The organism is Scandinavium tedordense, from assembly GCF_024764965.1.
GTDB classification, from domain to species: Bacteria; Pseudomonadota; Gammaproteobacteria; order Enterobacterales; family Enterobacteriaceae; genus Scandinavium; species Scandinavium tedordense.
In genome coordinates this window covers 79,480-93,235 of sequence record NZ_JALIGG010000049.1, presented here as the reverse complement: position 1 = coordinate 93,235, position 13,756 = coordinate 79,480, and the positions used below count along the sequence as shown (strand labels likewise).

At 54.9% G+C, this 13,756-nt stretch carries 13 protein-coding genes; 3 read left to right on the top strand and 10 right to left on the bottom strand.

Annotation, left to right across the window (positions count from 1 at the left end):
- Positions 1 to 2: 2 nt before the first annotated feature.
- The 3 genes from MUU46_RS03790 to MUU46_RS03780 all read right to left on the bottom strand — a co-directional run bounded on the left by MUU46_RS03790 (position 3) and on the right by MUU46_RS03780 (position 2,801).
- Positions 3 to 977 (bottom strand): DMT family transporter, encoded by a 975-nt coding sequence (locus tag MUU46_RS03790; RefSeq protein WP_258964806.1) that lies wholly within the window; start codon positions 975 to 977, stop codon positions 3 to 5.
- A gap of 73 nt (positions 978 to 1,050) precedes the next feature.
- The gene (locus MUU46_RS03785) at positions 1,051 to 1,875 is read right to left on the bottom strand and encodes an AraC family transcriptional regulator (protein WP_258964805.1); all 825 of its coding nucleotides are present in this window, start codon (positions 1,873 to 1,875) and stop codon (positions 1,051 to 1,053) included.
- A gap of 77 nt (positions 1,876 to 1,952) precedes the next feature.
- Positions 1,953 to 2,801, bottom strand: coding sequence for an SDR family oxidoreductase (locus MUU46_RS03780; RefSeq protein ID WP_258964804.1), 849 nt, complete (start codon positions 2,799 to 2,801; stop codon positions 1,953 to 1,955).
- A 90-nt stretch (positions 2,802 to 2,891) separates the two neighbouring features.
- Here MUU46_RS03780 and MUU46_RS03775 point away from each other — a divergent pair, with 90 nt between their 5' ends.
- Positions 2,892 to 3,272 (top strand): winged helix-turn-helix transcriptional regulator, encoded by a 381-nt coding sequence (locus tag MUU46_RS03775; RefSeq protein WP_159759441.1) that lies wholly within the window; start codon positions 2,892 to 2,894, stop codon positions 3,270 to 3,272.
- A gap of 46 nt (positions 3,273 to 3,318) precedes the next feature.
- On the opposite strand, the gene MUU46_RS03770 is transcribed toward MUU46_RS03775, so the two are convergent.
- Positions 3,319 to 5,262, bottom strand: a complete 1,944-nt coding sequence (locus MUU46_RS03770; RefSeq protein WP_258964803.1) for a bifunctional 2',3'-cyclic-nucleotide 2'-phosphodiesterase/3'-nucleotidase — start codon at positions 5,260 to 5,262, stop codon at positions 3,319 to 3,321.
- A 191-nt stretch (positions 5,263 to 5,453) separates the two neighbouring features.
- Between MUU46_RS03770 and cysQ the strand changes: the two genes are divergently transcribed.
- Positions 5,454 to 6,194, top strand: coding sequence for a 3'(2'),5'-bisphosphate nucleotidase CysQ (gene cysQ, locus MUU46_RS03765; protein WP_159774938.1), 741 nt, complete (start codon positions 5,454 to 5,456; stop codon positions 6,192 to 6,194).
- On the opposite strand, the gene MUU46_RS03760 is transcribed toward cysQ, so the two are convergent.
- The gene (locus MUU46_RS03760; RefSeq protein ID WP_258964802.1) at positions 6,188 to 6,745 is read right to left on the bottom strand and encodes a YtfJ family protein; all 558 of its coding nucleotides are present in this window, start codon (positions 6,743 to 6,745) and stop codon (positions 6,188 to 6,190) included. The two genes, cysQ and MUU46_RS03760, sit on opposite strands and share 7 nt — an antisense overlap.
- 321 nt (positions 6,746 to 7,066) lie before the next feature.
- Between MUU46_RS03760 and MUU46_RS03755 the strand changes: the two genes are divergently transcribed.
- On the top strand, positions 7,067 to 7,273 hold the full coding sequence (locus tag MUU46_RS03755; RefSeq protein WP_159759433.1) for a DUF1107 domain-containing protein: 207 nt from the start codon (positions 7,067 to 7,069) through the stop codon (positions 7,271 to 7,273).
- An 83-nt stretch (positions 7,274 to 7,356) separates the two neighbouring features.
- Here MUU46_RS03755 and paeA read toward each other — a convergent pair whose 3' ends face one another.
- The 5 genes from paeA to MUU46_RS03730 form a co-directional block, all read right to left on the bottom strand.
- Positions 7,357 to 8,694: a polyamine export protein PaeA gene (paeA, locus tag MUU46_RS03750; protein ID WP_110510899.1), complete on the bottom strand. Its 1,338-nt coding sequence runs from the start codon at positions 8,692 to 8,694 to the stop codon at positions 7,357 to 7,359.
- 148 nt (positions 8,695 to 8,842) lie between these two features.
- Positions 8,843 to 10,387, bottom strand: coding sequence for an MFS transporter (locus MUU46_RS03745; RefSeq protein ID WP_258964801.1), 1,545 nt, complete (start codon positions 10,385 to 10,387; stop codon positions 8,843 to 8,845).
- Positions 10,388 to 10,469: 82 nt separating this feature from the next.
- Positions 10,470 to 11,492, bottom strand: a complete 1,023-nt coding sequence (locus MUU46_RS03740; protein WP_258964800.1) for a Gfo/Idh/MocA family protein — start codon at positions 11,490 to 11,492, stop codon at positions 10,470 to 10,472.
- 10 nt (positions 11,493 to 11,502) lie between these two features.
- Positions 11,503 to 12,570, bottom strand: coding sequence for a Gfo/Idh/MocA family protein (locus MUU46_RS03735; RefSeq protein WP_258964799.1), 1,068 nt, complete (start codon positions 12,568 to 12,570; stop codon positions 11,503 to 11,505).
- Entirely contained in the window at positions 12,567 to 13,751 is a 1,185-nt protein-coding gene (locus tag MUU46_RS03730; protein ID WP_258964798.1) for a Gfo/Idh/MocA family protein, read from the bottom strand. Before MUU46_RS03730 ends, MUU46_RS03735 begins: the two co-directional genes overlap by 4 nt.
- Positions 13,752 to 13,756 lie beyond the last annotated feature (5 nt).

The following is a 13,756-nucleotide window of genomic DNA, read 5'->3' as shown; positions in this document are numbered from 1 at the left end:
GATTATTTTACCGGTTTTTCATGCAGTTCCTGGAGTCGCGGCGGCTGTGGCTTGGCGCGCACGGCAATGATGACGCCCACGACCAGCAGAGCAATGCCGGTGAACGTCAACAGCGGCGGAAAACTCTGGCGCAGCAGGAAGGTATACAGCAGACCCGCCAGCGTTTCGAACACAATTAAAGGCCCGACGATAACCGTCGGCAGGCGCTGGCTGGCGATATTCCAGCACAGTGCGCCCACCCATGAGCAGAACACGGCGATGACTATCATCAGCGTGATAAACACTTCTGGCCGTGGCCCAAACGGCAGCGGGAAGGATTGTCCCTGTCCGGTGAGCCACAGGCAAGCGAGCACGTAACCCAGTAGCGACACGGGCAGCGTCACCAGAGCCTGTGCGGTCGCCCACATCATCGGGTGCTTCTCCGGATTTTCACGCAGCCAGCGCGCGTTGCGCAGTGCGTACCACGCCCAGCAAACGACGGATATTAATGCCAGACCGATACCGCTCCCGTAACGCCACCAGCTGAAATCAACGAGGCCATGGCGCAGCTCGGCGATATTCACGCACACTAATCCAAGCGCAATGCAGACCAGGGCTGGCGCCATGCTCAGCCAGGAGAGCTTGCCATCGCGATGGCTGTACAGCAGATTGGCGAATACTGGAAGCACCACCGGCAGCGTACCGATGATCATCGTTGAAACTGGCGCGCCTGCGCGCTGAATAGCGCTGGCCAGGCAGACGTAATAGATGAGGTTGCCCATCATGGTCAGGCCCAGCGCCGTAAGCCAGTCACTTTTGCGGAGCTGTTTAAGCTTCGCGCGTCCGAGCCACGCGAGCGGCAGAGCGATTAATCCCAGCGCCAGATAGCGCCCCATCGACTGCAGCACCGCCGGATATTCCGGCACCAGTAGTGGCCCGACGAAAATCAAACCCCACATCAACCCCGCCAGCAGGGCGTACAACACACCACTCATCATTGTCTACACCTTCTTGGTCAACAGACGCAGTGTAGGAGGGGCGACGGCGGGATGTATTGTATGAGGTTGCGCATTAGCGCATGAAGACCTGTTTTTGGTAGCGAACGGGCGTGATGCCATAGCGATGGCTAAAGGCTCGGGTGAGGTGAGACTGATCGGTCAGGCCGGTCGCAGCAGCCACGTCGGCGGCAGGCATGCCGCGGGTCAGAAAATCTTTGGCGCGCCATAGGCGAATCGCCATCAGCATTTGGTGCGGCGAAACGTGATAGCGGGCTTTGAACTGACGCTGAAAATGGTACGGGCTCAGCGACACTACGGCAGCCAGATCGTCGAGCGTCACGGTATGCATATAGTTGCCGTGCAGATAGTCTCGTACGCGTTCGAAACGGTGGGTCGCTTCATGCAGATGCGGAGCATGGTGGGCGAAGGGGGTGAAAGTCTCAATCAGATCGAGCAGCAGCCCTTTTTGTGCCAGCGGGTCGTCGGTGTTCCACAGGCCATAAATCTGCTGACACAGTTTGGCAGAACGCTCTGCGTCATGGCGGACCACATCGCTGAACCACCAATGGCGAACACCGGTCACTTCTTCAAGTAAATCGGGTTCCAGGTAAACCATCCGATAGCGCCAGCCGTCGGCGGTTTCGGCTTCGCCCGTGTGCAGCTCATCCGGGTTCATGGTGACGACGGAATTGACCGCAGCCACATATTGGGTGCCGCGATAGCGAAAACGTTCGGCACCGAGTTCAATAGCACCGATACCGAAGGCCTCATGAGTATGCGGCTCAAAGGCATAGCGCGAGATATAGGCGTGATAAAGTTCCACCCCGGGCACCTGGGGCAGGTGGCGGAAACTGGCACAATCTCTCTTATCTGCGAACTGTTCTGGAACACCCTGCACGCTGACCTCCCACGAAATATCCCGTCATTATCGAAGATACCCCGTGGGTGCGCCACAAAAATAGCCGCTTATTAACTTTACAGGATACTTTTGACGCTTTCAGACAACGGGGTGGTTGGGCGCTGGATAAGCTTGCTGAGCGTGCGGCTGTCATCAAATAAGCCGCCTTTTGAGGCACCAACGTCAGAGTCCGCCAGCATATCTGCCAGCCCAGCAGGCAGGCCGACGCCTTTCAGAGCGGCGGCAAAATCCGCTTCGCTCAGGTTCTGGTAACTCACGGGCTTACCGCTTTGTTTACTCAGTTCGTCGGCCAGTTCGCTGAGCGTCCAGGTACTGTCACCCGCCAGCTCATAGACTTTTCCGGCATGGCCTTCTCCGCTTATCACTTGTGCTGCGGCGGCAGCGTAATCAGCGCGGCTCGCCGAGGCAATTTTGCCGTCACCCGCAGCCCCGATAAACACGCCATGCTCAATGGCCGGAGGCGCGCTGGCGAGATGGTTTTCGGTGTACCAGCCGTTACGCAACAAGGTGTACGCGATCCCGGATTCAGCGAGCATTTTCTCGGTTTCGACGTGTTCAACGTGCAGGCCCAATGGGGATTTGTCAGCATGGAGGAGGCTGGTGTAGGCAATGAATTTCACGCCCGCGGCCTTCGCTGCGTTGATTACGTTGCGGTGCTGCACGGTGCGCTGGCCGACTTCGCTGCCGGAAATCAGCAGCAGTTTCTCTACGCCCTGAAGCGCGGATGTAAGCGCGGCTTCGTCGGTGTAATCGCCCTGACGTACGACGATGCCTTTGTCGCTCAGCGCCTGGGCTTTTGCGGGGTTACGCACAATGGCGACCAACTGGTTAGCGAGGATAGCTTTCAGCAGGTTGTCGATAACAAGTTGGCCCAGTTGGCCGGTAGCGCCGGTAATTGCGATCATCAGGTGACTCCTTCGTGTTTGTCTTCAGTTGTGATACGCTAACACCATAGCTAACTTTTAGTAAGTACGTACAAAAAGGTAAGTATGAAAATGGAAAATCCGACCCTCAGTGAACAGCTGCGCGATGGCAATTTGTTTGCCGAACAATGTCCTTCTCGGGACGTGCTCAAGCATGTGACCAGCCGCTGGGGCGTGCTAATTCTGGTGGCGCTGCGCGCTGGCACCCATCGCTTCAGCGATCTGCGTCGGAAAATGGGGGGCGTCAGCGAGAAGATGCTGGCACAGTCCTTACAGGCGCTGGAGATGGATGGCTTTATCGACCGAGTGTCGTATCCAGTGGTACCCCCGCATGTGGAATACAGCCTGACGCCGCTCGGTGTGCAGGTGAGTGAGAAAGTGGAAGCGTTGGCGGACTGGATCGAGCTGAACCTGCCGCAGGTGATGGCACACTGGGATGAGCGTGCAGCGTGATTGCCCGGCGGCACTGAGGCTCGCCGGGTCTACAAATAGCCTACAGTTACTTGCTTAAATCAAGCTGATACACCGCAAAACCGATATCGTCGGTGCCGACTTTTTTCATCGGATACTGCGCGTGGTCTTTGATAAACGCCGCGGCTTTCTCCGTCGGTGACGTTTCAAAACGAATATCCAGTGGCGTGGCCGAATGAATCGGCGCTAAGCGCCAGTTGTTGTCCGCTGCAGGATGGATTTCGCCCTGCTTTTTCGACTCCGCACTGATCCACGTCGCCAGCACCGAACGGTTTTCATCCGGTGAAGCGAAAGCGATATGGCTGTCGCCGGTTCCCGCAAACTTGCCGCCGTAAGCACGGTAGTTATTGGTCGCCACCAGGAATGTTGCGGTCGGATCGATAGGTTTGCCGTTAAAGGTCAGGTTTTTGATGCGTTCTGCTTTCGGGTTAATGCTCTGGCATTCACCGTCGTAGCGCGCCGGTTGGCTGACATCAACCTGATAGTCCACGCCGTCGATAACGTCGAAGTTATAGGTACGGAAACCGTCCCAGTTGATCAGCGATTGCGGTTTACTGCTGGTCACGTCAATCTGATTGAACTGCCCGGCGGAGCACTCCAGCCACTCTTTCACCTCTTTTCCGCTGACTTTCATCACCACCAGAGTATTCGGGTAGAGATACAAATCGGCGGCGTTACGGAAGGTGAGTTGCCCTTTTTCTACTTCGACAAAACTGGCAGGATCGTTTTTACGTCCACCGGCTTTAAACGGTGCGGCTGCGGAAAGCACCGGCAGTTTCGCCAGGTCCGGATCGCCCTGGATAAAGTGCTCCACGTAGGCTTTCTGCGCCATATTCACCACCTGAACGGTGGGATCGTCCTGCACAAGCGACAAATAGCTGTACATATTGTCGGACGATTTGCCGATAGGCTTGCTGACGAACGCACGAGTGGCATCGTGATCGGCTTTCAGCACCTTCACCATATTCGGGTCTTCTGCGGCGAGGGATTTTTTTGCGACGGCGTCATAAATCGGCCGCGCGCTGGCTTTGGCCTGCGATACTTGCCATTTACCGCCGTCATTGTTCAGCACCAAATCCACGACACCAAGGTGATCTCCCCACATGCCAGGCATCACCGCAGGAATTCCGTTGAGTAAACCTTTGTCGGTATCCGCCCCTTTGATGCTGGCGAAATCCTTCGACGGGAACACCGCATGGGCGTGACCAAACATGATTGCATCCACGCCCGGCACTTGGCTGAGATAGTAAACGGAGTTTTCCGCCATCGCCTGATACGGGTCGGCGGAGAGACCGGAGTGGGCGATAACCACCACCACATCGGCACCTTTTTCACGCATTTCAGGCACATATTTGCGGGCGGTTTCGGTGATGTCATTCACTGTCACTTTGCCGCTAAGATTGGCTTTATCCCAAATCATTATCTGCGGCGGCACAAAACCGATGTAGCCAATTTTTAGGCTCTGCGGCTTGCCGTCTTTGTCGACAACCTGGGTCTCTTTAATCAGATACGGTGTAAACAATGGCTTTTGGGTCTTAACGTCGATGATATTGGCGTTAACGTACGGGAACTTCGCGCCGTTGATTGCGTTGTGCAGGTAATCCAGACCGTAGTTAAATTCGTGGTTACCGAGATTACCGACTGCGTAATCCAGCGTGTTCATTGCCTTGTAAACCGGATGCACATCGCCCTTTTTGAGGCCTTTCGCCGCCATGTAATCGCCGAGCGGGCTCCCCTGAATCACATCGCCGTTATCCACCAGCACGCTGTTTTGCACTTCACCTCGCGCGGCATTGATCAGGCTGGCGGTACGCACCAGGCCAAACTTTTCCGTGGCGGAATCTTTGTAGTAGTCAAAATCCATCATGTTGCTGTGCAGGTCAGTGGTTTCCATGATCCGCAAATCCACGGTCGAAGCCTGAACACTTGCGGCAATCAGCGTGGCAAGGAGCGTTGCGCTAAACTTAATCATCAGAGGGGTCCTTTCATTGATCGGGGGCACAAAAGACAAAAGGGTATACATCCTGTTGCTTACAGAAGTGTGAAGGTTGCCAGAAAATTGCGCGATTAAACGGGTAACGCTTCACAGATAGCGCAAACAGCCGCGATAGGATATAAATAAAACAACGAGTTAACGCCACTCTACTTAACACGAGGTGGAAAATGCTGGAACAAGTATGTCAGCTTGCACGGAAAGCAGGTGATGCCATTATGCAGGTTTACGATGGGGCGCAGCCGATGGACGTCGTCAGCAAAGCTGATGACTCTCCGGTGACGGCCGCGGATATTGCGGCCCACAGAGTGATCGTCAGCGGGCTGAATGCCCTGACGCCGGAAATTCCGGTGCTGTCAGAAGAAGACCCGCCGGGTTGGGATGTACGCCAGCACTGGCAGCGCTACTGGCTGGTGGATCCGCTCGATGGCACTAAAGAGTTTATCAAGCGCAACGGGGAATTCACGGTCAATATCGCCCTGATTGAACAAGGGAAACCGGTGCTCGGCGTGGTCTATGCGCCAGTGATGAAAGTGATGTACAGCGCACATGAAGGCAAGGCCTGGAAAGAAGAGTGCGGCGTGCGCAACCAGATTCACGTGCGCGATGCCCGGCCGCCGCTGGTGGTGATCAGCCGTTCGCACGCCGATGGCGAGCTGACGGAGTATCTGCAACAGCTTGGCGAGCATCAGACCACCTCGATTGGTTCGTCGCTTAAGTTCTGCCTGGTGGCAGAAGGGCAGGCGCAGCTTTATCCGCGCTTCGGGCCGACCAATGTCTGGGACACCGCCGCGGGCCATGCGGTTGCGGTGGCTGCTGGGGCGCACGTTCACGACTGGCAGGGCAAAACCCTCGATTACACCCCGCGTGAAGCGTTTCTTAACCCCGGCTTCCGGGTATCAATCTACTGACCGAGTAGCTTATGCAGCAGGGCGGTAACCTGCTGCACATCCTCTTGTGTCAGCGCGCCGTCTTTTGCCCATTCCACGCGACCGTCTTTATTCAGCACTACAATCGCCGAACTGCCTTCTTCAAGCTGCCAGGCGCTGCGTGTTAGCCCGTTGCTGTCGACAATAAACTGTGACCACGGATAGAGCTTTTTATTGCTCTCAATACTGCTGCGCACGAACATCCCCGAGCCCGGAATAGCGTCATCGGTGTTTACAATGGTGGTGGTCTGGTATTTGTCGTGCGGGAATTTTGCGGACTTAATCGCTTCGATAAGCGTCGCGTTCTTCTCTTTGGCAGATGTACGGCCGGCAATATGTTGTACAACTCTCACTTTGCCAGGAAGCTGCGAGCTATTCCAATTTTTATAGCTAAAATCATCTTTATCAAGAATGAGTTCGCCACGGTCGGCGATGCCGACAGCGGGCACCCGTTGACCGTTCTGGAAATTATGCGCAGAGGCCATCAGCGGTATTAACAGGCATGAGATCGCCATCAGCTTACGTAGGGTCATGGTGTTTCCTTATTTTATGCAGGTGATCCGACCACTTGGTTCTGAGCTTTAATCATAAGTGCGAATTATGAGGTTTACCCGCAATCATGATGCCAGTTTGCGGGTGACCGCACATAACCGTGGAAAAATGAAGGCTTATACTGTCTTATTCGCCAATCTGAATAGATTATTCTTAATTACTGTCATCAAACGGTAAATAAACTTCTACAGACTGGGTGTCCCGGTCGTTATGGACTATAGTTTTAGAGCATTAATTTTGCGCCCCGGAACGCGGAACCGATTGTGGAGTCGTAAGGGCGTAAGACTCAGCAGGAGATAACAATGAAAATTTTCCAACGGTACAACCCACTTCAGGTGGCTAAGTACGTGAAGATCCTGTTTCGTGGACGGTTGTACATCAAGGACGTGGGCGCTTTCGAATTTGATAAGGGCAAGATTCTTATCCCGAAAGTGAAGGACAAGCAGCATCTTTCTGCCATGTCCGAGATCAACCGTCAGGTTACGCGTCTGCAAACTGAGATGGCGTAATCAACCAACGTGCTATGCAGTAATTAAGAAGTAAAAAAAACGGCTCCCACTGGGAGCCGTTAGTGTTTCTACAGGCCGTGAACTTATGCCGCACCTTTCTCTTCGGCATCAGGCAGTTTCGGCGTCAGAACCGTGGGCTTGCTGTCGACGCGGGTCACCAGCAGCTGATCGATGCGGTAGTTATCGATATCCACCACCTCGAACTTATAACCAGAGAACTTCACGAAATCAGTGCGTTTCGGGATTTTACGCAGGGTAAACATCATGAAGCCGCCGATGGTTTCATAGTTGCCGGACTGCGGGAAATCGTCGATATCCAGCACGCGCATCACGTCTTCAATCGGCGTACCACCGTCGATGAGCCATGAGTTTTCATCACGCGCCACAATCTGCTCTTCCTGACCCTGGCCGACCAGGTCGCCCATCAGGGTGGTCATCACGTCGTTGAGGGTGATAATGCCCACCACCAGCGCGTATTCGTTCATGATAACGGCGAAGTCTTCACCGGCGGCTTTGAAACTTTCCAGCGCTTCAGAGAGCGTCAGGGTGTCGGGCACAATCAGTGTATTGCGTAACTGCACGCCACCCGCCAGAGCCAGGCTCTGGTTCGCCAGCACGCGGTTCAACAGGTCTTTTGAGTCGACGTAGCCGATGATGTGGTCGATATCTTCTTTACAGACCAAGAACTTAGAGTGCGGATGCTGCGCGACTTTGTTCTTCAGGCTTTGTTCGTCTTCGTTCAAATCGAACCAGATAACGTTTTCGCGCGACGTCATCGACGACGGCACGGTACGCGATTCCAGTTCAAACACGTTCTCAATCAGCTCGTGCTCCTGCTTACGCAGCACACCTGCCAGCGCACCGGCTTCCACCACCGCATAAATATCGTCGGAGGTGATATCGTCTTTGCGCACCATTGGCAGCTTGAACAGGCGGAAAATCATGTTCGCCATGCCATTGAAGAACCATACCAACGGGCGGAATACCGAGAGGCAGAAGCGCATCGGGTTGATGATCCGCAAAGCCACGGCTTCGGGCGAAATCATACCGATGCGTTTCGGAGTCAGGTCAGCTATCAGGATGAACAAACTGGTGACCAGCACGAACGACAGAATGAAACTTATCTGCTCAGCAAGCTCGGCTGAAACGTACTTTATAAGAATGCTGTGGAAGGCAGGGGAAAAGGCTGCATCACCGACGATACCACCAAGAATGGCCACGGCGTTAAGACCGATTTGCACCACGGTAAAGAACATACCGGGGTTTTCCTGCATTTTGAGAACACGGTGTGCATTAATATTGCCCTCATCGGCGAGCAGCTTCAGTTTGATTTTGCGGGAAGCTGCAAGCGAGATCTCAGAAATCGAGAAAAACGCACTGACGCCGATGAGGCAGAGTATGATTAATATACTGTTTAACATAGTTTTTCTAACCGTTAAGGTCAGAACCTCGGAAGGATGGTTGAGTCGTTGATTGAATTGGAATAACGCTTAAAAAAACCGGTCCGAAGGCTCTGGACCGGCAATATCGGGGATAGTATAGCGTAAGGGACTGTTAATTCGCCAGAGGTTAACTTCCAGGCGCTAAAGCCGCACCGTTTTTGCTTTTATCCGGCGTGGCGTCCCACACTTCGTTGTAGGCCCGACCAGTCAAATCTTTGATGACCTGGCGCGTCTCTTCATCACAATCCTCGCAGGCACCGCCGAGTTTGCGACGGGCGATCTCTTTAATCAACGTTTTGTGCGAAGCCTGGGTGAGTTTGAATTTGAAGGTCATCCAGAAGCTTATTGCCAACAGCCCGGCGGTGGCGAAAATCATCAGCCCGATGATCGCATGCAGGGCGCTTTCCGGCTGCGTGCCGCCGCCTTTCACGAAACCACTTTCCTGCAACACGATACCAATCAGCATAATCGCCAGCGCTACCGTACTTTTGCGGGTCAACACCATTACGCCGGCGAAAATCCCCTCGCGACGCTGGCGGGTCACCATCTCATCGATATCCGGGATAAAGCTGTAGATATTCCACGGAATATAATAGAGCCCCGCACGGGCCGCACCGAGGACCACAAACACGGCAGAGAACAGCAGCGTCGGTACGCGGATATCGTTGATGTACACCACAAACAAGAAGGCCAGCACCGCGAAAATACAGCTGTAGGAGAGCCGCAGCGCGCCGGATGGCGTCATGTTGAGCTTATTCATCAGCATCATAAAGCCGAAGGTGCCCGGCACGGATACAAAGGCGGCAATGGTCAACAGGCCCGACACCGCCCCGGCATCGCGGCCTAGCGCGTACACCACGTAATATGTGAATACCGAACCGAATACATCCATCGCGGTAAACGAGCAGATATAAATCATGATGTGCTGGCGGAATGCTTTGATTTTGAACGATGAAAACAGGTCGACAACCAGATATTTCAGGTGATTGAGCAACCCTGATTGCCGATTATTCACGGGTTTAAATTCATACTCTTCGCGCACATCTTTAGCCTCCCAGGTGCAGGCCCAGGTGGTAAAGACGGCAATACAGAAAATCAGTGCAAAGATGCCGCCGGTCAGGGTGTAGGTGAACGGGTTATCTTTGCCGGTGAACTGCATAATTACCCCTGGCACGGACACCGCCAACAAGCCGCCGAACTGCGAGCACATCATGCGTACGCCGGAAAGACGGGTACGTTCGCTGAAGCGGTTAGTCATTTCAGCGGCCAGTGTTTCCCACGGCACCAGCACCATCGCTGAAAGCAGTTCGATGGAAAGGTAGGTGCCAAGGTAGTACCAGTAGCTCATGTCGGTGATCCAGACCAGCGCGTACAGGAACATCAACGGGGCACTTAATAACAGGAAAAAGCGGCGGCGACCGAATTTACGGCCCAGCCAGGTATCGCCAAAGTTATCCGTTACATAGCCCATAATCGGGCTCAGGATCGCGTCAATGACGCGGGCAATCGCGAAGATAGAACCTGCCTCTAAAACCGACAGGCCACAGTAGGTGGTGTAAAAAAAGAGCAACCAGGTGCCGATAACGGCAAAAGCACCCCCGCCAAAAAGATCGGTTACGCCGTAGCCAATTGCTACGCCGTAACCCACTTTGCGTTCAGTAGGTTTAACCATAATTATTATTCTCTGTTCGATGTTTAGTTATATGGCACACGCTCACTGTATGCCGCATCTTATTACAGCCAGAATCGCGTTGTTATTGGGGTAACGTGACCCAGTGTCGTAATTGTGAGGACCGGTAAATCGCTTCTACGAGTTGCAGGGATTTTGCCGCCTCGTGAAGGCCGGTAATGCCCTCGGACCTGCCGCTGCGCACGGCCTCATAAAATCGGCGAATGGCCTGAAGGTGGCCAATTCCCCAATAGCTTTTGCTGTGGCTGTAGGGGGTTTCGTCGCAGGCGAGAACCACCCGTTTGCCATCTGATACCCGCCAAAGCGTGTTATCTCGTAGCTGTAACTCGCCTTGTTCACAATGGATGTCCAGCTGTAACGGTGCGTCCCGGGTGTGGTTGTTGCTGGCGAAAAACAGCCCGCGCGCGCCGCCGCTGAATTCCAGCGTCGCCATGGCGGTGTCTTCGGTATCGATGGTGTCTTCAAGCCGTGCGCAGTCGACCACACCTTTCAGACGTGTGACGCCGCCGCCAAACCACTGCACAAGATCAAGCGTGTGAATGGCCTGATTGATAAGCAAACTGCCGCCTTCACTGGCGTAACGTCCACGCCAGGGGCTATTGGCGTAATAAGGTGGGGTACGTGACCAGGTCAGAAATGCATTAATGCTAAGTATCCGCCCTAATGCGTTTTCGCTCAGAAGCTGATGCAGTGCCAGGCTGGTGGGATTCAGGCGGTTTTGATAGCAAACGCCAAGCCGTCCGTCGGCCTGCTTTTCCGCTGCCCGCATTTCCACGACATCGACCATGTTCATCCCGACCGGCTTCTCGCAGAACACCTGTTTCCCTGCGGCCAGCGCGGCCAGGATCATCGGTTTGTGCAGGTTATGCGGCGTGCAAATGTGCACCACGTCGATGGTCACATCACAGAGCATCTCCCGATAGTCCTGATAAAAATGGCAGCCATACTCGGCGGACAGCGCCAGCCCTTTGTCTTTGTCGACGTCCACTACCGCCCGCAATGCCACGCCAGGCGTCTGGCGTAGCGCTTCAACGTGGCAGGTGTGAATGGCTCCGCAACCGATAATGGCGGCATTGAGCGTTTTCATCGCAGCCTCCTTATCGTCCGGCGTTGGCCAGCATTTGCGCCTTCACGCACAGCTCGGCGGCCTTAAAGGCATGCACCTGGCTCATGGCGTTTTCAGTGCGGTTCAGGCAATCCTTAATCAGCTCGCCGAAATAGGGGAAGCCCACCTGGCCCGCCACCGGATAGCGATGCTCGCCGTCTTTATTCACCAGATACACCACATCCTGTTCGCCGCGCGTCAGGTCAATGTATTTGCGGATTTCGATATAGCCCTCGGTACCGAGCAGCGTCAGGCGGCCGTCACCCCAGGTTGGCAAGCCTGCTGGCGTGAACCAGTCGCAGCGGAAATAGCCCGTTGCGCCGTTAGCCCCGGCCAGCATCGCATCGCCGAAATCTTCAAACTGTGGATGCTGCAGATGGTTCACGTTACGCACCTGGCTGGCGACGATGTGCGCCTCTTCATTGCCGGTATAAAACAGGAACTGCTCGATCTGATGGCTGCCGATATCGCACAGGATGCCGCCGAAGTAGCGACGATCATAGAACCAGTCCGGACGGCCTTCGCCTTCGCGGTGTGGCCCGGTGCCAAGCGTCTGAATGACCTGACCAATCGCGCCCTGTTTCACCAGCTGCCCGGCAAAGACGGCGCTTTCCACGTGCAGGCGTTCGCTATAGTAAACCGCGTATTTGCGTCCGGTTTTGGCGACCATCGCTTTGGCATCTTCCAGCTGTTCAAGGGTGGTCAATGGTGCTTTATCGACGAAGTAATCCTTGCCTGCGGCCATCACTTTCAGTCCCAGCGCGCAACGTTCAGACGGCACACCTGCGCCTGCGATGAGCTGCACCTGCGGGTCGTTGAGCAACATTTCCAGCGAGGTGGCAACCTGGGCCTGCGGATATTGCTGCACAAATTTATCGACTTTCGCCGGGTCCGGATCCCACACCCATTTCAGCTGTGCTCCGGCTTCAACCAGCCCATTGCACATGCCGTAGATATGCCCGTGATCGAGGGCGGCGGCGGCAAAAACAAACTCACCAGGCTTCACCACAGCCTGAGGCTTGCCAGTCGGGGCGTAATTCATACCGTCGTTCTTGTTCATGATGCAGCTCCTGTATCGAAATTTTTGCCGAGCGGGATGGCGCCGACTTCGCTGAAATTGGCGACTGAGGCGGATTTTTCATAAAAATGCGGAGCGCGCGCGGTCAGGCTGCCGGTACGATAAAAGACATCGTCAGGCGCAATTGGCAGCGTCACCACCGAACGGGTAATCGCTGATTTATAAATGGCGGTGATGATTTCCAGCGAACGCTTGCCCTGCACGCCGTCCACTAACGGAGACGTCTGCTGTTCGAGTGCGGTGAGGAAGTTGTCTATTTGCCCGGTGTGCAACGTCCAGCGCAGTCCTGGCGTCCCCCGAAACAGCGTGGTCAGCTGGTCTTCCAGCGCCGCGTCATGGGTATCTTGCGGAAAACCGTTGTCTGCCGACTGACTGGCGAAAACGTCCCACGGCGCGGAGATTCGCGCTTTTTCACCTTGAATTACTATCTTCTGGTCTTCGCCGTGATGCACCACCGAGGCGGTAAGCTGGGTCAGTGCGCCGGAAGGGTATTTGAAAATGGCGGCGCTCAGGTCCTCCACTTCGGCGTTGTCGTGGGCGACGTTGCTCATCATTGCCACCACTTCGCTCGGGAAACCGAGCATCCACTGAATGGCATCGATATGGTGTACCGCGTGGTTCAGCGTGCAGCCACCGCCTTCTTTCTCCCAGGTACCGCGCCACCACAAATCGTAATAGCAGTGGCCGCGCCACCAGAAGGAATCGACCTGCGCGTGGCAGATTTTCCCCGCAAGGCCGGAGTCCACCGCTGCTTTCAGGCGCCAAAAGGCGTCGGTAAAGCGGTTCTGGGCGATAATCGACAGTGTTTTACCGCTTGCCTGCTGGGCGGCAATCATCGCGTCGCACTCTTCCAGTGACGCGGCCATGGGTTTCTCGCACAGCACGTGCTTTCCTGCGTGTAGCGCGTCAATGCTGATTTCTGCATGAACGTACGGCGGGGTGCAGACATCAACGATATCAACGTTCGGTTCGTTGTCGAGCATCTGCTGATGGCTGCTGTAGATGCGTGCGTCTTGTAATGCGTAGCGGGTTTTCTTTTCCTGCGCTTTTTCCGGATAGATATCGACCAGCGCGACAATCTGGCAGCGCGCGCCCATTTCCAGATATCCCTGAATGTGGTTGTGCGAAATGTTCCCTGTTCCGACAATTGCGACACGTAACATATTGG

What these genes read in the sequence shown, in the direction of transcription:
- MUU46_RS03790 (WP_258964806.1), bottom strand. Translation starts at nt 977, where the DNA reads ATGATGAGTGGTGTGTTGTACGCCCTGCTGGCGGGGTTGATGTGGGGT.
- MUU46_RS03780 (WP_258964804.1), bottom strand. Translation starts at nt 2,801, where the DNA reads ATGATCGCAATTACCGGCGCTACCGGCCAACTGGGCCAACTTGTTATC.
- MUU46_RS03775 (WP_159759441.1), top strand. Translation starts at nt 2,892, where the DNA reads ATGGAAAATCCGACCCTCAGTGAACAGCTGCGCGATGGCAATTTGTTT.
- MUU46_RS03770 (WP_258964803.1), bottom strand. Translation starts at nt 5,262, where the DNA reads ATGATTAAGTTTAGCGCAACGCTCCTTGCCACGCTGATTGCCGCAAGT.
- cysQ (WP_159774938.1), top strand. Translation starts at nt 5,454, where the DNA reads ATGCTGGAACAAGTATGTCAGCTTGCACGGAAAGCAGGTGATGCCATT.
- MUU46_RS03760 (WP_258964802.1), bottom strand. Translation starts at nt 6,745, where the DNA reads ATGACCCTACGTAAGCTGATGGCGATCTCATGCCTGTTAATACCGCTG.
- MUU46_RS03755 (WP_159759433.1), top strand. Translation starts at nt 7,067, where the DNA reads ATGAAAATTTTCCAACGGTACAACCCACTTCAGGTGGCTAAGTACGTG.
- paeA (WP_110510899.1), bottom strand. Translation starts at nt 8,694, where the DNA reads ATGTTAAACAGTATATTAATCATACTCTGCCTCATCGGCGTCAGTGCG.
- MUU46_RS03745 (WP_258964801.1), bottom strand. Translation starts at nt 10,387, where the DNA reads ATGGTTAAACCTACTGAACGCAAAGTGGGTTACGGCGTAGCAATTGGC.
- MUU46_RS03740 (WP_258964800.1), bottom strand. Translation starts at nt 11,492, where the DNA reads ATGAAAACGCTCAATGCCGCCATTATCGGTTGCGGAGCCATTCACACC.
- MUU46_RS03735 (WP_258964799.1), bottom strand. Translation starts at nt 12,570, where the DNA reads ATGAACAAGAACGACGGTATGAATTACGCCCCGACTGGCAAGCCTCAG.
- MUU46_RS03730 (WP_258964798.1), bottom strand. Translation starts at nt 13,751, where the DNA reads ATGTTACGTGTCGCAATTGTCGGAACAGGGAACATTTCGCACAACCAC.